Genomic DNA, 19,760 nt, shown 5'->3' on the forward strand with positions numbered 1-19,760 from the left:
CTTAGAGTCCCAAATATTTCTTACGAATTTCATCATTGCCAATTAAATCTTTCGCAATTCCTTGCATAGCTATGTGTCCATTTTCTAAAACATAAGCATAATCACTAATTTTTAAAGCAGAATAAGCATTTTGTTCTACTAAAAGTATGGTAATCCCTTCTTGCTTTAAGCGAACAATAATATCAAAAACTTCTGCTACTATTTTAGGTGCAAGGCCTAAAGAAGGTTCATCTAGCATTAAAAGTTTAGGTTCGCTCATTAAAGCTCTTGAAATGGCTAGCATTTGAGCTTCTCCACCGCTTAAATTTCCAGCTAATGTATTTTTTTTATTAGCAAGTCTTGGAAAAAGTCTATACATTTGTTCTCTTAAGTGTTCATAATTTTCAGCATTATTAAAAGCCCCTATTTTTAAATTTTCTTCTACACTAAGATTAATAAAAACTCTTCTACCTTCTGGAACTAAGGCTATTCCTTTTTGAACTAAAGTATATGTTAGGTGTCTTGAAGTTTCGTATCCTAAAAAATTAACCTCTCCCGTTTTTTTTACAGAATTGAGTAAGGCATTTAAAGTAGAAGTTTTACCGGCACCATTGGAACCTATTAAAGAAACAATATGACCTGTTTCGACTTTAAAATCAATTCCTTTTACCGCTTCAATTAAGCCATAGTAAACGTGTAAATCTTTAACTACTAACATCAAAATCTCCTAAATATGCAGCAATAACTTCTTTATGATTAACAGCATCATTTAGTTTTCCTTCAAAAATAGTTTTTCCATAATCAAGAACTAAAACTCTATCACAAAGCTTATTAACAAATTTCATATCATGTTCTATTAATAAAACGCTAATTTTATGCTCATTTCTAAGCTTAAAAATAACCTCTGCTAAATCATCACTTTCTGATCCATTCATTCCTGCAACAGGTTCATCAAGTAAAAGTAATTTTGGTTCAGTTGCCATAGCTCTTGCAATTTCAACTTTTCTTTGTTGTCCATAACTTAAATTAGTAGCTTTTTCTTCTGCTAATTTTTCAATTCCAAGCTCTTCTAAGATTTTATAAGCTTTATTTTTAAATTCTTTTTCTACTTTTTTAAATCTTCCAATATGCAAAAAAGCTTCTAAAATATTGTATTTCATTTTATGATTAAAGCCTATTAAAACATTTTCAAGCACACTCATACTTGAAAAAAGTCTTATATTTTGAAAGGTTCTTGCAATACCTAAATGTACTATTTTGTAAGGTTTTAATGTATCAATTCTTTGCCCGTTAAAATAAACTTCACCACTTGTTGGTTTATAATTTCCTGTAATTATATTAAATAAAGTTGTTTTTCCTGCCCCATTAGGACCAATTAGAGCAAAAATTTCACCCTCTTTAAGTTTAAAAGAAGTTTCATTGATAGCTTGAACACCGCCAAAATTTTTAGAAATTTGTTTTAATTCTAAAATCACTTCTTTCTCCTTTTTTGATATTTTTTTAGTGAAAATAAAATATCAATTAACTCTTTATTCCCCATAATACCTTTTCTAGCAAAAAGCATTACTAAAATTAAAATAAGAGAAAAAACTACCATTCTAAAACCCGGCATAGCGTCAATTTGATAGCCAAAAATATTCATACTTTCATCCAAAAATCTAAGCCACTCACTTCCTCCGATTACTAATATAGCACCTATTATAGCTCCTGTTGTAGAACCAAGTCCTCCTAAAACTATAATAATTAAAAGTTGAAAAGTAAACAAAAAATCAAATTGATCTGGAGTTAAAGTTGTAAGCAAGCAAACTAATAAACCTCCTCCGACACCTTCTAAAAATGCTGAAGTTCCAAAAGCTAAGGTTTTAATCCAAAAGGTATTAATTCCCATTGCACTAGCCGCATCTTCATCATCTCTAATGGCTTTCATAGCTCTTCCATATTTAGAATAAACTATATTTAAAATTAAAATAACTGAAATAATCGCAATAGAACCTGTCCAAAAAATATTTGAAAATTGCGGTATATCAATAAAACCACGCGATCCATTTGTTATTGAATAAAAATTTAGTGCTAATAATTTAATAATAATACCAAAACCCAAAGTTACAATTGCTAAGTAATCTCCTCTTACCCTAAAAACGGCAAAAGAAAGAATCAAAGATAATAAACAAGCACAAATTCCAGAAAGTAATAAAGCAACAATAAAATAATTTGTATGCATCATTAAAATAAAAGAATTAGGTCCATCAAGAAAAAATTGTTCATTTTTAGCTTCAGCACTTAAAAGCATTAAAGCAGTCACATAAGCACCTATAGCTACAAAGCCATTAGGCTCAAGAGAAAATTGTCCTGTTACACCATTAATAAGATTATAACTTACTGCAAAAATAATAAAAATAGCAATTTGATTAATAATATTCATTCCATAATCATTAAAAATTTGTGGAGATAAAAATATAAATAAAATTGAGATAATTAAAAATAATATATGCAAACTTTTAGTCTTACTCATATTAAAACCTACTTTTTTCAAAATTAATGCCTAAAATTCCTGTTGGTTTAAAAATCAAAATAAAAACCAAAAAAATAAAAGCAAAGGCATCTTTAAAGCCAGAAAGATCTGGAAAAAAAGCTACAACTATTACCTCAGTAAGCCCTATAATAAGTCCTCCAAGCACGGCACCAACAACTGATCCAATACCACCTAATACAGCAGCTGCAAAAGCTTTAAGACCTATTAGAGTTCCCATGCTAGGTTCAATTGAATAATATGTTGTAGCCCAAAATACTCCTCCAACAGCTGCCAAAGAAGAACCTAATGCAAAAACAATTGCAATAATACGATTTGCATTAATTCCCATTAAATTTACGGTTTGAATATCAAAAGCTAAAGCTCTTATAGCAATACCATATTTACTTTTGTGTAAAATAAAAAGAAGAATAAGTAAAATAACAAATGTTATTATAGGGACAAGTAAGCTTCCAAAAGTAATGCTAATATTAAAAAAAACAATATTTTCTTCAAAAATACTCGGGACTGGAAATGCTTTTGGGGTTGAAGTAAAGAACATATTAAAAAGATTTTGTAAAAGAAAGCTTATACCAATTGCTGTTATAAGTAATGAAATTTTTGGAGCATTTCTTAAAGGCTTATAAGCTACCTTATCAGTTGCAATACCTACACACGCAGCAAAAATCATTGCTAAAAATAAAGCCCCTAAAAAAGGAATTTGAAAATTTAATATACTAAAAAGTGCTATATAAGCACCTACCATCATAATATCCCCGTGGGCAAAATTAATAAGTCGTAAAACACCATAAACCATTGTATAGCCTACTGCAATAAGCGCATACATACTTCCTAAACTTAAACCATTAATAAGTTGTTGCAAAAATAAAGTTAAATCCATAATATTCCTAAGGGTTAATAATATCTTTATAAACTTGTTTTTGATTTTTGATTTCTTTGATCACTACGGAACGAATTGCATTTCCACTTTCATCAATGCTAATTATCCCGCTAACACCTTGAAAATTTTTAGTTTGATGAATTTTATTATTAATACATTCTGTATTAAGATTAGCAATACATTCATTCATAGCATTTACCATTACAAAATAAGCATCAGCACCCATAGCTGAAAATGCAGGGACTTCTTTAGTTCCTTTTTCTTTTTCATAAGCTGATATAAATTTTTTTCCAAGCTCTGTTGTAGGATTATTGAAATCAAAGCTATCGGTAAAAATGTAGCCATTGCTAGCTTCTAAAGCTAAATCAATAAAGGTTTGATTTGCTACTCCATCTCCAGAACCCATTGGGGTGTTAAGATTTAAATTTCTAGCTTGTCTTGCAAATAAAGATGCTTCTGTATAATAAATAGGTAAAAATATAAATTCAGGATTGATGCTTTTGATCTGAGTAACAATAGCTTTAAAATCCTTATTTCCAGAATTAATTCTAATTGTTTTTAAAATTTTACCATTATTTGAACTAAATTCTTTTTCAAAGGCTTTAGCAAGACCTAAAGAATAATCATTGCTTTGATCAACTATAATTACAGCATTTTTATAACCTAAGGTATTATAAACATACTTGGCCATAGATGAGCCTTGGAAATTATCACTAAAACACACCCTACTTGAATATTTTTTCTTATCTAGCAATCTATCTCCAGTAGCAGCAGGTGCAATAAGTGGAATTTTATTATCTTCAGCTATTTTCATAACTTGTAAGGTATTAGCTGTAACCATTTCTCCAATAAGTCCTAAAACTTTATCTTGAGAAATAACACGATTGGTTCCACTTGAGGATTCTATTTTATCTCCCTTTGTATCAATAACAATCAAATTCACTTTATCACCATTTTTTAGTGTATTTTCTAAAGCATTAGCAAGTTTAATACCCTCTAGAGCACTTTGCCCATAAGCAGCAGTTAAACCGCTTAATGGGAGTATAATTCCTAAATTTATTTCTTTCGCATTTAAGGATAAAGTCAAAAAACTTATTAAAATTAGAAATTTTTTCATTATTTTACCTTTTAATATTTATGGGTTTATACTTGTTTTATAAACTTGTTTTTGATTTTTGATTTCTTTGATCACTACGGAACGAATTGCATTTCCACTTTCATCAATGCTAATTATCCCGCTAACACCTTGAAAATTTTTAGTTTGATGAATTTTATTATTAATACATTCTGTATTAAGATTAGCAATACATTCATTCATAGCATTTACCATTACAAAATAAGCATCAGCACCCATAGCTGAAAATGCAGGGACTTCTTTAGTTCCTTTTTCTTTTTCATAAGCTGATATAAATTTTTTTCCAAGCTCTGTTGTAGGATTATTGAAATCAAAGCTATCGGTAAAAATCACTCCATCCACAGAATTTCCCCCAAGTTTTATAAAGGTTTGATTTGCTACTCCATCTCCAGCGGCTAAAATTTTATCAAATCCAATTTGTTTAGCTTGCCTTGCAATTAAAGCTGCTTCTGGGTGATAAATAGGCATATAAACAAAATCAGGATTTAAGCTTTTTAACTGAGAAGCTATAGCTCTAAAATCTTTATCTCCAGAATTAATAATTAATTTTTTGATTATTTTTCCACCATTTTCTTCAAAGGCCTTTTCGAAAGCTTTAGCAAGACCTAAGGAATAAATATTACCTTGATCTATGATAATTACAACATTTTTTAAATTAAGCTCTTTAGCAATATAAGAGGCAAATTTTTCTCCTTGAAAACTATCTTTAAAACATACCCTACTTGCATATTGTTTTTTGTTTAAAAGTTTATCACCAGAAGCCACTGGTGCAATAATAGGAACTTTTTTATCCTCAGCAATTGAAATAGCTTGAATAGTATTTGGAGTTGTTGCTTCTCCAATAAGTCCTAAAACTTTATCTTGAGAAATAAGACGATTAAGACCATTTGATGTTTCAAGCTTATCCCCTTTAGTATCAATAAGAATAACCTTTACTTCATCTCCATTTGAAAGCTTAGAATTTAATTTACTTGCAACTTCTATTCCAGATAAAATATCTTGCCCATAGGCAGCAACAGAACCCGTAAGAGGTAGTGCAACTCCTAGACGTACTTCTTTTGCATTAATATAATTACCAAGAAGTAAAATACATAATATAAAAACATTTTTTTTCATTAATATTTTCCTTAAAATATTATTTTATAAAAGTTCCGTGTTCAGTTTTTTTAGGAGGTTCTTCTTCTAACAACTCTTTTTCTTGAATTTTAAAAGCAAAATCCCCACCTTTGAGATAAGCAATGATATTGTCTATATCATTATGACTTAATTCTCTTGCATATAAAGCCATTTGAGTATTTGTTTTAGATGGCTCAAGAGTATAAGCTATTAAAGAAGCTTTTATCTGTTCTGGAGTCATATCTTTTAATCTTTTAGAGTTAGAAAATTTTTTTTCTCCTTGATTGCCGTGACAAACATTACATTTTTTTTGAAAATAAATTTCTTCTCCTCTTTGAGAATCATATTCTTTATTCGTATTAAAAGTATAATCAAAAATAGACTTCAAATTGATACCAAAAAGCAGACTTTTAAAAACTAATATAAGCAATATCAATCTAAACATAATTACAAAACCTTTATTTTATAGAAAATTCAATATTTGTTTTATTGTGATATTTTTGTTGTTTTTGATTAAAACCATTTATCTTATGATATTCATATCTGTAGCGTATAACTCCAGAAACATTAATATCTTTAAAAATTTCATCCAAAGGAGTACTAAAACAAAAAGATAATAAACTTATCAAGATAAATATTATTTTCACAATATCACTTTAAAAATAACTTTTGATTATAGCAAAAAAAAATAACCACTGATTAATGACCGCCTTTATGTAAAAAATAAAGTCCTATACATAAAGCTAAAATAGATGCTGCAAGATAGCTCATATCAAGTGGAGAGCTAAATTTCATTTGCAACACTCTTTGAAAAAAATTAACCACTAAAACCATAATAATAACTTTAGCAAGTTTATCTTTAAGTTGATCTAAGCTATGAACTTCTAAAACTTTACTTTGTTTTGTTTGTTTAAATTCTTCTATTTCGCTAATAAAAAGCTCATATACTCCAAAAGAAAAAATAAATAAAACAAGCGCCATTAAATATAAATCAACAGCACCAATAATAAGACCTATAACATCATCGTGTAAATCTATTTGAGAATTGCTAATAAAAAAATACTGGTAGGTAAAAAGAATAACTTTTAAAATATCATAACTTGCAATAATAAATAAAACAAAAGAACCAATAAGTCCAAAAATAACAGGTAAAATCGTAACAATACGACTTCTAATTAGTAAAGATTCAAAAAATTTTTCTAACATTGCACTCCTTTTAAAATTTTACTTAATTAATTCTAAATATTTTTGAGCAATTCTTACTGCATTTGTTGCTGCTCCTACACGAATCTGATCAGCTACACACCAAAGATGCAATATATTTTTATGATTAATATCTTCTCTGATACGTCCAACATAAGTTTCATTTGTATCACTTGTGAAAAGAGGCATAGGATATTTTTTATTTTTTATATCATCCATTAAAACAACACTTGGTGCATTTTTTAAAATTTCTTTTGCCTTATTTACATTAACTTCTTTTTTAAAATGTAAAGTTAAAGACTCGCTATGACTTCGAAGAACCGGAACTCTAACGCAAGTTGCTGAAATATCAATTTTTTTATGTAGAATTTTTTGAGTCTCATTGATCATTTTTAATTCTTCTTTTGTGTAACCATTTTCCATAAATTCATCAATTTGTGGTATCAAATTTAGAGCTAAGGTATATGGGAAAGTTTTGCTTTGAAATTCATCTAATTTAAAAGCAAAAAAACTTTGCATTGCTTCAACAAGCTCTTTCATTCCCTCTTTTCCTGCGCCACTTGCGGCCTGATAAGTGCTTACATCAACTCTTTGTAAATCAAAAACATCATCTAAGGGTTTTAAAATATGTACCATTTGAATAGTGGAGCAATTAGGATTTGCTATAATTCCGGTTTTTTTATAAAGCTTAATATCCTCGCTATTGCATTCAGGAACAACTAAAGGAATATCCTTATCCATCCTAAAATAACTTGTATTATCTATCACAAGAGCTTTATTTTCTGCTGCTATTTTGGCATATTTTTTAGAAATTTCACCTCCAGCACTAAAAAAAGCTATGTCAATTTTATTATTTTTAAAAACTTCTTCGTTAAGTTCTTGAACTTTATAATATTTATTTTGAAATTCAACTTCACTCCCAGCACTTTTGGCACTAGCTAAAGGCAATATACTTTCTACTGGAAATTTTAATTCATCTAAAACATTTAAAATTTCTTCACCAACGGCACCTGTAGCTCCAACTATGGCAATTTTTTGCTTTTTTGGCATTTTTTATCCTTTAATATTATATTTTTGAATTTTTTCTTCTAGAATATGAATTTGCATTCCTAAAATATCACTAGCCTCTTTTATATTAAAATTAACACTTTGAAGAACTTCAATAATTAAATCTTTTTCAAGATTTTTAATCTCTTTTTTTGTTTTTCTTGCTTCCAAAAAAAGATCTTGAATCAAAATTTCATCACTATCACTTAAAATACAAGCTCTTTGAACAATTGAAATTAACTCTCTAATATTCCCTGGATAATCATAATCAAGTAGTGCTTCTTTTGCTTTTTTGGAAAATTTTTTATTTTTAAAGTCGTATTCTTTACAGGTATCTTCTAAAATTTTCTTAGCAATATCAAGTATTTCTTCTTTTCTTTCTCTTAAAGGCGGAATATTGATAGGAATAGTATTTAAACGATAATATAAGTCAGATCTAAATTCTTCTTTTTGAATTTTTTCTTCTAAATTAGCATTGGTTGCACAAATTAATCTAATATCAATTTTAATACTCTTAGTTGATCCTAATCTTGTAATTTCTTTCTCTTGTAATGCTCTTAAAAGTTTTGCCTGAATTTCATAAGGCATTTCCCCAATTTCATCTAAAAAAAGCGTTCCGCCGTTAGCTGATTCAAAAAGTCCCATTTTTGATGAATTAGCATCAGTAAATGCTCCTTTTTCAAAGCCAAATAATTCGCTTTCAATCAAATTTGAAGGAATAGCAGCCATATTAATAGCTACAAAAGGCATATTTGATCTTTTGCTATTTTTGTGTATATATCTTGAAAAAACTTCTTTTCCAACTCCACTTTCTCCAAAAAGCATTATAGAAGCATCAGTTTTTGCCGCTTTTAAGCTTAAATCTAAAATTTTTTCTAATTTTTCAGAAGAGGCAAAAAAATCTTTAGTGTTATTATCTAAATTTTCTTTTTTTCTTGGATTTTTTTTTGTTTTTTCTTGAATAATTTTAGCTCTTTTTATAGCCTGAATTAATGTTTCAATATCAAAAGGTTTAGTTAAAAAGTCTTTTACACCAAGTCTTACTGATTCAATAGCACGATTTAATGTAGCATTACCTGTCATTATTATAAAATCATATTTATTTTGACAAGCTTTTATAAATTCAAGCCCATCCATACCAGGCATATTAATATCTGTAATAATTAAATCTACATTATCATCAAGTTTTTTTAAGGCTTCTGTAGCAGACTTATAAGATTTGATTGTAAATTCTTTATATTCAGCCAAAGCAATTTCAAGAGATTTGCGCATATTGATATCATCTTCGACTATAACCAAATTCATAAATCAACCTTTAACTTTTTCTTAGATATTAGCAAAATAGAACTTTAAAAAAGGTAAAATTAAATATTTGTTAATTTTTAAATTATTTTTATATATAAAATTTTCATCTGTTAATTACAAGATAATTAAAAATTAATTTTATTTAAAATAATTTATATTTATTTTTTTCTAAGATAGTAAATCAGTGCACTATTTGAACCAAAATCAACACTAAAACGAAGGGGTAAAATTTTTATATAAATTTCATTTTGAGCTTTTAAAAGATTTGTTTGGGTAAAACTTTTTATTTGAATTTTAGCTCCTATAAAGCATTCATTTAATTCATCTTTGTGTGCATTTAAAAAATCTAATTTAATCTTTTTTGGCATATTTTCATCAATAAATCCTAAAGAATTTTTAGGAAATTTAAGATAGTCTTTTTGAGTATAGGGGAGTTCGCATACAAAATCACTAAGAAAATTATCACTTTTTGTCATTGCTAAGGATATATTTTGACTTTGATGAAAAAGAATTAAATTTTTACTAGAAAGTTCAGCCCAAAATATAAATTCATCTTGGGCAAATAGTTTTAAATTTAATAAAATTAATAAGCAAATAATTCTTTCCACTTGTCTGCATCTATTTTAAGTTCTACATTAACTCTATAAAGTCCTTGATTAAAACTTTCATCAATTATACTTGCATTTTTTATAAGTCCATTAACTTGAGCAGTAATTGTTGAACTTCTTAGCATAGCATCTTTTACCGTATCTTTACCATTTACTTTCACTCCATAAAGTTTGCTTGCAAGTTGTCTATAAGCATCAGTTATTGCAGCTCTTTTAGCAAGCGCTAAAGCTTGAGCGGAAGATACGGTATTTAAAGGAGCTATTCCTTCTCCAACAGCTGTAAAGCTAAGTTCTGTTTCGCTAACATCAGGAGCTAACATTTTTTCTTCTTTGATGATATTTCTTACATCATCTTTATCAACTTTTTGAACAATAATATCTGGATTGTTATTTGCAACTGTATTATTTGCAGTTGTATTGTTCATTTTTGTTGTATTAGGAACACATCCACCAAAAACCATTGCTATAACAAGCATAAAAAATAATTTTTTCATATATACACCTTCAATATATTGTAATTCCAAGTTAAAAAGCAAAAACTATTCCAAATTTAAATTTACTTCTTCCTCCTCCTCTTCATTTTCTTCTTTTGGACATTTAGCTATGCTAACTACTTCATCGTTTTCTACATTTACAACGATAACTCCACTTGTGTTTCTTCCAGCCTTTCTTATACTTTGCATATCTACGCGTATCATTTTACCGCTACTTGTTAATGCCATTAAATCCATGCTCTCATCTACAATAACAACACTAATTAAATCTTTAGTTTTATCTGTAAGCTTCATACAAATAACACCTTTTCCACCTCTACTTTGAAGTCTATATTCTCCAGCAGTAGTTCTTTTACCTATACCTTTAGCACTTATGCTTAAGATTTCTTGTTCGTTATTTTCTATGACAACAGCCCCAACTAATTCGTCATTTTTTTCTTTAAATTTAATAGCGGTTACTCCTCGACTTACGCGACCAATCTCTCTAACTTTGGCAAGAGGAAACTTGATACACATACCTTTTTTAGTAACAGCAAAAAGCATTTTTCCTTGAATATTATCGTTTAAGTCTGCATTCTCTTCTAAAACATTTACTTCTTCTTGTATATTTTCTTCATCATTTTTATCAAAAATTTCATTCTCATCTCTTTGAACGATGATGGCGGTAACAAGCTCATCATTTTCATCAAGATTGATAGCTTTTACTCCAACACTTCTAATATTTTGGTATTCACTTAAATTTGTTCTTTTTACTATACCATTTTTAGTAAAGAAGCATAAAGATTTACTCTCATCAAAATCTGTAGTAGGAATAATAGCCATAATTTTTTCATCAGCTTGAAGATTGATAAGATTTACAACAGCCTTTCCTTTTGCTGTGCGACTTCCTTCAGGTATTTTATAAACTTTAAGCCAATAAAGTTGGCCGCGATCAGTTACAAACATTAAAGTATCATGAGTATTGGCAGTAAAAAAGCTTTCAATAAAATCATCATCATAGGTAGTAACTGCGAGTTTTCCTTTACCTCCTCGCTTTTGTTTTTCATATTGCTTACTTGGCACACGTTTGATGTAACCACGATGAGTTATGGTAACAACCATATTTTCATTTGGTATCAAATCTTCAATATCAATATCATCATAATCATCTTCAATCTGGGTAATCCTTGGAACATCAAATTTAGTTCTTATTTCTTTAAGCTCTTCTTTTATTAAATTTTCTAATAAAACTTCACTTTTTAAGATTTTTTCTAGTCTATCAATTTCTAAAATAAGTTCTTTTAACTCATTTTCAATTTTTTCTCTTTCAAGTCCGGTAAGACGTCCAAGCTTCATATCTAAAATAGCGCTTGCTTGAATTTCGCTTAAATTAAATTTTATAACTAATTCTTCTTTAGCTTTTGTATTATCAGGGCTATTTTTAATTAAAGCTATGATTTCATCGATATTATCTAGTGCAATTTTTAATCCTTCTAAAATATGCATTCTAGCCCTTGCCTTTTGAAGGTCAAAAATCGTTCTTCTAATGATAATTGTTTTTCTGTGAGTTAAAAATAAATTTAAAAGGTCTATTAAAGAAAATATCTTTGGCTCTTTGTTATAAATAGCTAACATAATTACACCAAAAGTACTTTCCATTGTTGTTGATTTAAAAAGATTATTTAAAACAATCTCACTCATTGCTTCACGTTTAAGTTCTATAACAACACGTATTCCTTCTCTATCGCTTTCATCTCTAACTTCTGAAATTCCTTCAATTTGTTTTTCTTTTACTAAATCAGCAATTTGTTCTATAAGTCTTGCTTTATTGGTTTGATAGGGAAGCTCATCAATAACTATAATGTCTTTATTTACTTTTTTTTCTATATGTGTTTTAGCACGAATTTTAATACGCCCTCTTCCTGTTTTATAGGCTTCTATAATCCCCTTTTTTCCATAAATAATACCTCCTGTTGGAAAATCAGGCCCTTTAATAAATTGCATTAATTCTTCTAAGCTTGCTTCTTTATGATCAATTAAATATAAAATTGCATCTATTAATTCATTTAAACTATGCGGTGGAATATTTGTTGCCATACCCACTGCAATACCGCTTGATCCATTAAGCAATAGATTTGGAACCCTAGAAGGTAATATATCTGGCTCTGTAGTTGTTCCATCGTAATTTGGAATAAAATCAACTGTATCTTTATCAATATCTTTTAAAAGCTCTTCTGCTAAAATTGTCATTTTAGCTTCAGTATAACGCATAGCAGCAGCACTATCTCCATCAATAGATCCAAAATTTCCTTGTCCATCTATAGTTGGATAACGCATAGAAAAATCTTGAGCCATTCTTACAAGAGCATCATAAACAGCACTATCTCCATGAGGATGATACTTACCTATTACATCCCCCACAATACGTGCTGATTTTTTATGCTTACTTTTGCTGCCTACTCCAAGATCATTCATTGCATACAAAATTCTTCTATGAACTGGCTTTAAACCATCTCTTGCATCAGGTAGAGCACGTCCTATAATAACACTCATAGAATAATCAAGATAACTACTTTTAATAGAATTTTCTATATCAATAAGATCAATATCAGTATCTTTGTTAAAAATATTTTCCATAAAAATCCTTAAAGCCTAAAAAATGATTATTGTATCAAATTATTCTTTTGCATCAGCTAAAACAAGAGCAAAAAGAACAAAAATTTTATTTTTTTCTAAAAGTTCTTTAGCTTCCAATAAACTAGAACCAGAAGTTACAACATCATCAACTAAGATTACAGGATGATTTATTTTTTTTAAAAGCTTATAATTTCTTTTATTTTGCTGACGAAATTGCATATTTTGACCTGAATATTTTACATTAGATTGAGCATGAAGTGCTCCATAAACTGGTTTAATATTTTTGCTTTTTAAATATCTAAGTAAAATTGCTGAATGAGAATAAAGCAAATTTTCAACCTTATCATCTAAAGCTATAGCATTAATTTTTATATCTGGATTAAAAAAATGTTTAAACTTTTTAAAACTTAATTTTGCAAGCATATTAAAAACAAAATATCCATAAAAATGGTGTTTAGAATAAAGAAGATGCTTGATTTGTTCATATTTATAAAAAGAATAAACTTTAAAATTTTTATCAAGCATTCTTATGCTTAAGGAAAGCTCTTTTAAATTTTCCTTGCATTTATCACAGAATCCTAAAAGAGCAAATTCCTCACAATTAAAACATTTCAAAGTGAGGCAATGATACTTGCTGCTTTATTAGCCATTTGTTTAATCAAAAGATGAGTATAGAAAGTGATTTCTTTTAGGTTATCAAAACCTTGTACATCTTGTTTTGTGCGTATGGTAAATTTTCTATTTTTATTTACGTCATAAAGAGATAAAACCCCAACCAATCTAGAATGAAGCCCTGTAGAATCTTTTTTAGAATTATAGTCAATAAAAGCTAGATCAACTTTAGTTACATAAGGAGAATTGTCATTATTGTTTTCCAATACTACAATCCCTCTTGACTCAAGCTCTTGTTTTAAATAAACATAAAAAACAGCATTAAATTGAGTATCAACAAAATATTTTTGATTATTAGTAAATAAAGTTTTTTTATCTTCACTTAAATCATAAAATCTATGTAAATAAACTTTTTTTAAAGCTACACCAGTATCAAGAGTTCTTTTATTAGCACAACATTCAATACCCACATCACTAATATACAAAAGTCCTTTTATTTTTGCTTCAAAACCACTTGGACTTTCACAAGAGGTGCATCCTGAATTTTTAGAAACTTGATTTACTTGAGCAAAAGTATCTTGACGATTTGCACAAGCACTTAAAATAAAAATACTTGCTATAAAAATCACAAGTCTGATAAACATCACATCTCCTTAACTTTCTATATTTTTAATTGTATTTAAAAATCAAGCAAATTTCAAGCCAAATTTAAAAATAGTTAAATTAATATAAAAAAATAATTAAAATCTATATTACTTTAAAATATTTCATATATTTCTTTAATTTAATAAGAAAAATTTAATATAATATTAAAAATAAATCAAAAATTAGGAAAAATATGTTTTTTCAAAATCAAGATATACAAGAGGAATTTAATGTGTTAAATCTTTATGGTTAAAAACCTATAAAAGCGAAATTTTAAGCGTAGATGAAAATACTTTAGCTAAATTAATACAGGCAATAAGGTTGGAGAATTAGCCTGCAAGCTTTTTCCAGATGGAATTAAAATAAAATTTGAAAATAGTTCTTTTGAAGAAAAATGTAAGCAAACTAAGACTTTATTAGAAAATAATCAAAAAATTATCTATGAAGCTACCTTTTCTTATAATGGCATTATTATTATGACTGATATATTGGAAAATATAAAAGATGGGCTTATACTTAATGAAGTTAAAAGCTCCATTGCTTTAAAAGAAATTTACTTACATGATAGCGCTTTGCAATATTATGTTTTATCAAATTTAAATTATAAAATCAAACAAGTAAATTTAATCCATATTAATAATGAATACACTAGAGAAGATGAACTTGATATTAAAGCACTTTTCAGCATTAATAATATCACCCAAGAGCTTATTTTGATGCAAGATGAAGTAAAAAAGAATTTAGAAAATTTTGAGCAAATTTTACAAGAAAAAAAAGAGCCAAATATTAATATAGGAATTCAATGTTTTGAACCTTATGAATGCGATTGTTATTTATATTGCTGGGATAAACAAAGAAATTTATGCGAAAAAGAAAATATTTTTAATTTAACGCGACTTAATAAAAATAAAAAATTTGAACTTTATTATCAAAATATCATAAATTTTGAAGATTTAAAAGATTTGTCATCTTTTAATCAAGAACAACAAATCCAAATTCGAGCATCATTAAATAAAGAAATTTATATTGATAAGGAAAAAATTAAAACCTTTTTAAATACATTAAATTCATTAAGTTATCCTATCTATCATTTGGACTTTGAAACTTTTACACAAGCTATACCTGAATTTAAAGATACAAAACCTTATATGCAAATTCCTTTTCAGTATTCTTTACATATAGATTATAAGGATTATTTAGAGCATAAAGAATTTTTAAGTGCTTGTGGTGTAGATCCAAGATATGAGTTAGCAAAAAAATTAGTTAATGATATCCCTAAAGATGCGTGTGTGCTTACCTATAATGCGAGTTTTGAAAAAGGGGTTATTAAAAATTATCTACATTATATCCCGAATTTAAAGAACATTTATTAAATACAGAGAATAATATAAAAGATTTGATGCTACCATTTAAAAACAAAGACTATTATCATTATAAAATGCAAGGAAGTTTTTCTATAAAAAAAGTTTTACCTGCTTTAATTCCCGAAATGGAACAAGCTTACAAGAATTTAAATTTAATCCACAATGGAAGCGAAGCGATGCAAAGTTTTGAAAATATGCAAAATATGTCTCAAAATATCCAAGAACAATATCGTAAAGCCTTATTGGAATATTGCAAGCTAGACACTTTGGCAATGGTAAAAATTTTAAAACATTTAGAAGAATGTGTAAAATAAATTTTAATTTCAAAATAAAAATTAACCTAAATTCTTTTTAATAGATTTAAATCTTAATTATATTTCATAGAAAATATTTATCTAAAAGGAATTTATCTTGTTTTTTATTTTATCTTTACATTTTTATTTTACATATAATTTTACAAAAACTATTGATTAAATATTTATTTTTATAAAATAACTATGTTTAAAATAGTTTAAAAATTGAGTTTTTAAATTCTTAGATATTTATGAGAATTTTTTATATTTATTTAAAAATAGCCAATGGATATTTTTATAAAATTTAAAATCCCCACTTTGTCTTTAAAAAATTATAAATATATTTGCCCTAGTTTTTCTAAAAAATATCCATAAATGTAAAAATATCAATAATAAAAACTTTTTTAAATAATTGCAGAAGTCATTGATGAGGAGATTGAAGAAATGATAAATTAAAATATAAAAAGAATTATCTAAAAATTTTAGATAATTCTTTAATCGATTTTTAAAACACTTAAAAATGCTTCTTGTGGTAAATGCACTTTTCCAATGGCTTTCATTCTTTTTTTACCTTCTTTTTGTTTTTCAAGTAGTTTTCTTTTTCTTGTAATGTCTCCACCATAACATTTTGCGGTAACATTTTTCCCCATAGATTTTACGTTTTCTCTTGCTATGATTTTATTGCCAATGCTTGCTTGGATAGCCACTTCAAAAAGTTGTCTTGGAACTATCTCTTTCATAGCTTTTACAAGCTCTCTTCCCTTTGAAAGTGCTTTTTCATTTGGAACTATAATACTTAGTGCATCAACATTTTCTCCTGCTACTTTAATATCAAGCTTAACAAGATCTCCTACTCTAAATTCAATAGGCTCATAATCAAAACTTGCATAACCTTTAGTAAGGCTTTTTAATTTGTCATAAAAATCCATTACTATTTCATTTAAAGGTATATCATATTCAAGTAAAACCCTTTGAGTGGTAATATAATCCATCTTAACTTGCACCCCTCTTTTGCGGTTTAAAAGAGTGATTAAATTTCCTAAAAATTCACTAGGTGTTATAATTGTAGCTTTAACATAAGGCTCTTTGATAAAATCAATTTTATTAACTGGTGGAAGTTCGCTTGGATTTTGAATTTTTAATATCGCTCCATCTGTTTGATGAATTTCATAAGTTACAGTTGGCGCAGTGGCAATCAAATCAAGATTAAATTCTCTTTCAAGCCTTTCTTTGATCACTTCCATATGCAAAAGCCCTAAAAATCCTACCCTAAAGCCAAAACCTAGAGCCAAAGAAGTTTCTGGCTCATAAGTAATAGAACTATCATTAAGCTTTAATTTATCAAGAGCATCTCTTAAATCTTCAAATTTATCTGTTTCTATGGGATAAAGTCCTGCAAAAACAAAAGCTTTTGCTTTTTCAAAGCCAGAAATAGGTTCTTTAGCTTTATTTTTTACAAGAGTTATTGTATCACCAACTTGAACATCGCTTACATTTTTTAAACCTAAGACTACAACCCCTACTTCACCTGAATTTAAAGTCTTTGTTTTTATAGGATTTAAAGGATGAGGATAAAAAAGATCTTGAACCAAGTGTTTTTTATCTGTGCTCATAATTAATATTTCATCATTTTTAGCAATTTGTCCTTCATAAATTCTTACTAAAGCCAAAGCACCTAAATAATTATCAAACCAAGAATCATAAATTAAGACTTTTGTGGGAGCTTCATTATTAATTTTTGGAGCTGGCACTTTGGTAATAATTGCTTCTATAAGCTCTTTTATGCCTTGACCTGTTTTTGCACTTACGCAAATTGCCTCTTTACAATCTATACCTATAATATGTTCTATTTCGTGTTTTACCTTTTCTACATTGGCTGAAGGAAGATCAATTTTATTGATCACTGGAATAATTTCAAGATTATTTTCTAAAGCTATATATACATTAGCTATAGTTTGTGCTTCAACACCCTGAGTAGCATCAACAACAAGCAAAGCTCCTTCGCAACTTGCTAATGATCTACTAACTTCATAAGAAAAATCAACGTGACCTGGGGTGTCTATTAAATTTAAAATATATTCTTGATTATTAAAAGTGTATTCCAAACGCACAGACTGTGCTTTAATAGTAATACCCCTTTCTTTTTCTATATCCATAGTATCCATAACTTGATTACTCATTAATCTATCGCTAATAGCGCCACACTCACTAATAATTCTATCCGCTAATGTGCTTTTTCCGTGATCAATATGAGCTATAATTGAAAAATTTCTAATATTTTGCATTAATTTTTCATACCTTAAACAATTTTTATAAAATTTAATTTTATCAAAAGAACAATTTAAAAACAATAATTTCAAATTTGATCAAAAATATTGCTATTTAACTCTTTTATTTCTTTTTGGTTTAATTCTTTTAAATTTCCTTCTTTCATTAAAATTACTCTATCTGCTAAGTAAAAATATTTATCATCGTGAGTAATAGCAAAGATAGTATAATTTTGTTTTTGAAGCAAAGGAAGAAGTTTAGTATAGAAAAAATTTCTATATAAAGGATCTTGATCTGCACCAAATTCATCTAAAATTAAAAATTTTTTATCCTCCATCAATGTTAAAAATAAAGCAAGACGCTTTTTCTGCCCTTGAGATAATGAAGTGGTTGAAAGCGTAAAATTTTGCACTTTAACTTTGTGATTTAAATCTAAAATTTCCAACCAATAAGATAGATTGTTTTTTTCTTTTTCCTCGCAAATAACTTTATCAAAAAGAAAAAATTCAGAGAAAACAACACCAATTTCTTTTCTATAAATATGAATATTTTTTTCGTTTAATAAAATATTATCTAATTTCATTTCCCCTTGATAAGCTCTTAAAATTCCCGATAATATTAAAGATAGAGTTGATTTACCACTGCCATTTTTTCCAATACAAAAAACAAGTTCTCCACGATTTATTTTAAAATTTATATTTTTTAATGCAAAAGAAGAATTTGGATAATTAAAACTAATATTTTTTAATTCTATGCTTTTCCAAGAAGAAAAATCTTCTTTTATTTCTTTAAAATCTTTCTCATAGGAAGCAAGATTTAATTTATTAATTTTATCAAAAGAAAGTTTTGCACTTAAGATCATAGGAAGAGCACCTATGGCAGAAATTAAAGGTGTTCTTATAAATAAAATAATAAAAACTACCATAGTAGCTTCATTAAGTTTTATCCAAGAAAATGATAAAGATAAATAAATAATTAAACCAGCCAAAGCTAAGATCATAGCATTTAAAAGATTATTAGCCAAATTGTGTAAAGTATCAGCCTTAATAGCATTAATACATTTTAATTTTGTATGAGTTTTAAATTCTTTTTCATAAAACAATTGACTTCTTTTTATGCTTAAATTTAACTCTTTATGACCTTCTATGACCATTTGATAATCTTTTTGTAAGATATCTTCATTGTCTCTAACTAAATTAAGATAATGATAAACATATTTAACTATAAAATGACTGATTAAAAAAGCAAAAAATAACCATAAAAAAACAATAAGAAAAATCAAAGAATGCAAAGAGAAAATATAAATACTTGCACAAAAAGCAAATAAAAATCCTTGTAACATTTCTGGCAAACGCATAATTCCAAAAGAAATATTTTTAATATCATTATTTAGACTGGCTAAAATTTTAGCCTTTCCAAGTTCTAAAATTTTTAAATTTTCAGTATCTAAAATTCTTTTAAGGAAATATTCTTGCAATCTTAAAACAAAATGATGACCAAAACGAGTTAAAAGAAATTGTGCAATTATAGAGCTTAATAAAAAAATTATCACCAAAAGAAAAAAAGTTAAAAGTACTAAATAATCATTATAGAAATTAAGAACTTTAGAATTAATATAAGCTAAAACAAAAATTCCCATAATAGAACTAAAAATATTTAGCACAA

The 19,760-nt window shown here is 27.3% G+C and carries 19 protein-coding genes and 1 pseudogene; 2 read left to right on the plus strand and 18 right to left on the minus strand.

The features are described 5' to 3' along the window. Window position 1 precedes the first annotated feature (1 nt). The 16 genes from JG676_RS01745 to mapA form a co-directional block, all read right to left on the minus strand. Window positions 2–697, minus strand: a complete 696-nt coding sequence (locus JG676_RS01745) for an ABC transporter ATP-binding protein (protein WP_200217136.1) — start codon at window positions 695–697, stop codon at window positions 2–4. Next, window positions 684–1,454, minus strand: coding sequence for an ABC transporter ATP-binding protein (locus JG676_RS01750; RefSeq protein WP_200168990.1), 771 nt, complete (start codon window positions 1,452–1,454; stop codon window positions 684–686). Before JG676_RS01750 ends, JG676_RS01745 begins: the two co-directional genes overlap by 14 nt. After that, a complete protein-coding gene (locus tag JG676_RS01755; protein ID WP_200217137.1) occupies window positions 1,451–2,491 on the minus strand; it encodes a branched-chain amino acid ABC transporter permease in 1,041 nt (346 codons plus the stop codon). The genes JG676_RS01750 and JG676_RS01755 overlap by 4 nt, the downstream gene beginning before the upstream one ends. A gap of 1 nt (window position 2,492) precedes the next feature. Then, window positions 2,493–3,389 (minus strand): branched-chain amino acid ABC transporter permease, encoded by an 897-nt coding sequence (locus JG676_RS01760; RefSeq protein WP_200168989.1) that lies wholly within the window; start codon window positions 3,387–3,389, stop codon window positions 2,493–2,495. A gap of 7 nt (window positions 3,390–3,396) precedes the next feature. After that, window positions 3,397–4,506 (minus strand): ABC transporter substrate-binding protein, encoded by a 1,110-nt coding sequence (locus JG676_RS01765; RefSeq protein ID WP_200217138.1) that lies wholly within the window; start codon window positions 4,504–4,506, stop codon window positions 3,397–3,399. Window positions 4,507–4,524: 18 nt separating this feature from the next. Further along, window positions 4,525–5,640 carry an ABC transporter substrate-binding protein gene (locus tag JG676_RS01770; protein ID WP_200168987.1) on the minus strand — a complete coding sequence of 372 codons (1,116 nt, stop codon included), beginning with the start codon at window positions 5,638–5,640 and terminating at the stop codon, window positions 4,525–4,527. 19 nt (window positions 5,641–5,659) lie between these two features. Then, a complete protein-coding gene (locus JG676_RS01775; protein ID WP_373563787.1) occupies window positions 5,660–6,088 on the minus strand; it encodes a cytochrome c in 429 nt (142 codons plus the stop codon). Between the two features lie 10 nt (window positions 6,089–6,098). Further along, the gene (locus JG676_RS01780) at window positions 6,099–6,287 is read right to left on the minus strand and encodes a mini-MOMP protein (RefSeq protein ID WP_200217139.1); all 189 of its coding nucleotides are present in this window, start codon (window positions 6,285–6,287) and stop codon (window positions 6,099–6,101) included. A 52-nt stretch (window positions 6,288–6,339) separates the two neighbouring features. Further along, a complete protein-coding gene (locus JG676_RS01785) occupies window positions 6,340–6,846 on the minus strand; it encodes a YqhA family protein (protein ID WP_200168984.1) in 507 nt (168 codons plus the stop codon). 18 nt (window positions 6,847–6,864) lie between these two features. Continuing rightward, window positions 6,865–7,893 carry an aspartate-semialdehyde dehydrogenase gene (locus JG676_RS01790; protein ID WP_200168983.1) on the minus strand — a complete coding sequence of 343 codons (1,029 nt, stop codon included), beginning with the start codon at window positions 7,891–7,893 and terminating at the stop codon, window positions 6,865–6,867. Window positions 7,894–7,896: 3 nt separating this feature from the next. Then, the gene (locus JG676_RS01795; protein WP_200217140.1) at window positions 7,897–9,195 is read right to left on the minus strand and encodes a sigma-54 dependent transcriptional regulator; all 1,299 of its coding nucleotides are present in this window, start codon (window positions 9,193–9,195) and stop codon (window positions 7,897–7,899) included. A 158-nt stretch (window positions 9,196–9,353) separates the two neighbouring features. Then, window positions 9,354–9,803, minus strand: a complete 450-nt coding sequence (locus tag JG676_RS01800) for a hypothetical protein (protein ID WP_200217141.1) — start codon at window positions 9,801–9,803, stop codon at window positions 9,354–9,356. After that, window positions 9,779–10,297: a flagellar assembly lipoprotein FlgP gene (flgP, locus tag JG676_RS01805; protein ID WP_200217142.1), complete on the minus strand. Its 519-nt coding sequence runs from the start codon at window positions 10,295–10,297 to the stop codon at window positions 9,779–9,781. The genes JG676_RS01800 and flgP overlap by 25 nt, the downstream gene beginning before the upstream one ends. A 45-nt stretch (window positions 10,298–10,342) precedes the next feature. Then, window positions 10,343–12,913, minus strand: a complete 2,571-nt coding sequence (gyrA, locus tag JG676_RS01810; protein WP_200168979.1) for a DNA gyrase subunit A — start codon at window positions 12,911–12,913, stop codon at window positions 10,343–10,345. Between the two features lie 39 nt (window positions 12,914–12,952). After that, on the minus strand, window positions 12,953–13,528 hold the full coding sequence (locus JG676_RS01815) for a ComF family protein (RefSeq protein ID WP_200217143.1): 576 nt from the start codon (window positions 13,526–13,528) through the stop codon (window positions 12,953–12,955). Beyond that, the gene (gene mapA, locus JG676_RS01820; protein ID WP_200168977.1) at window positions 13,525–14,169 is read right to left on the minus strand and encodes an outer membrane lipoprotein MapA; all 645 of its coding nucleotides are present in this window, start codon (window positions 14,167–14,169) and stop codon (window positions 13,525–13,527) included. The genes JG676_RS01815 and mapA overlap by 4 nt, the downstream gene beginning before the upstream one ends. A 717-nt stretch (window positions 14,170–14,886) precedes the next feature. Here mapA and JG676_RS09120 point away from each other — a divergent pair. Both JG676_RS09120 and JG676_RS09125 read left to right on the plus strand, forming a co-directional pair. After that, window positions 14,887–15,566, plus strand: a pseudogene (locus tag JG676_RS09120) (DUF2779 domain-containing protein); the annotation flags it as partial. Further along, window positions 15,567–15,848, plus strand: a complete 282-nt coding sequence (locus tag JG676_RS09125; RefSeq protein ID WP_306464875.1) for a hypothetical protein — start codon at window positions 15,567–15,569, stop codon at window positions 15,846–15,848. 473 nt (window positions 15,849–16,321) lie between these two features. Here JG676_RS09125 and lepA read toward each other — a convergent pair whose 3' ends face one another. Beyond that, window positions 16,322–18,112 carry a translation elongation factor 4 gene (gene lepA / locus JG676_RS01830; RefSeq protein ID WP_200217144.1) on the minus strand — a complete coding sequence of 597 codons (1,791 nt, stop codon included), beginning with the start codon at window positions 18,110–18,112 and terminating at the stop codon, window positions 16,322–16,324. Between the two features lie 71 nt (window positions 18,113–18,183). Beyond that, a complete protein-coding gene (locus tag JG676_RS09130; RefSeq protein WP_200217145.1) occupies window positions 18,184–19,758 on the minus strand; it encodes an ATP-binding cassette domain-containing protein in 1,575 nt (524 codons plus the stop codon). Window positions 19,759–19,760 lie beyond the last annotated feature (2 nt).

Origin of the sequence: Campylobacter sp. 2018MI34 (assembly GCF_016598975.1) — a bacterium.
In the GTDB taxonomy this organism is placed as follows: Bacteria; Campylobacterota; Campylobacteria; order Campylobacterales; family Campylobacteraceae; genus Campylobacter_D.

Excerpts from the sequence above, each read along its gene's own strand:
- mapA (WP_200168977.1), bottom strand. The coding sequence starts at position 14,169 with ATGTTTATCAGACTTGTGATTTTTATAGCAAGTATTTTTATTTTAAGT.
- JG676_RS01785 (WP_200168984.1), bottom strand. The coding sequence starts at position 6,846 with ATGTTAGAAAAATTTTTTGAATCTTTACTAATTAGAAGTCGTATTGTT.
- JG676_RS01760 (WP_200168989.1), bottom strand. The coding sequence starts at position 3,389 with ATGGATTTAACTTTATTTTTGCAACAACTTATTAATGGTTTAAGTTTA.
- JG676_RS01755 (WP_200217137.1), bottom strand. The coding sequence starts at position 2,491 with ATGAGTAAGACTAAAAGTTTGCATATATTATTTTTAATTATCTCAATT.
- lepA (WP_200217144.1), bottom strand. The coding sequence starts at position 18,112 with ATGCAAAATATTAGAAATTTTTCAATTATAGCTCATATTGATCACGGA.
- JG676_RS01790 (WP_200168983.1), bottom strand. The coding sequence starts at position 7,893 with ATGCCAAAAAAGCAAAAAATTGCCATAGTTGGAGCTACAGGTGCCGTT.
- flgP (WP_200217142.1), bottom strand. The coding sequence starts at position 10,297 with ATGAAAAAATTATTTTTTATGCTTGTTATAGCAATGGTTTTTGGTGGA.
- JG676_RS01770 (WP_200168987.1), bottom strand. The coding sequence starts at position 5,640 with ATGAAAAAAAATGTTTTTATATTATGTATTTTACTTCTTGGTAATTAT.
- JG676_RS01745 (WP_200217136.1), bottom strand. The coding sequence starts at position 697 with ATGTTAGTAGTTAAAGATTTACACGTTTACTATGGCTTAATTGAAGCG.
- JG676_RS01765 (WP_200217138.1), bottom strand. The coding sequence starts at position 4,506 with ATGAAAAAATTTCTAATTTTAATAAGTTTTTTGACTTTATCCTTAAAT.
- gyrA (WP_200168979.1), bottom strand. The coding sequence starts at position 12,913 with ATGGAAAATATTTTTAACAAAGATACTGATATTGATCTTATTGATATA.
- JG676_RS01795 (WP_200217140.1), bottom strand. The coding sequence starts at position 9,195 with ATGAATTTGGTTATAGTCGAAGATGATATCAATATGCGCAAATCTCTT.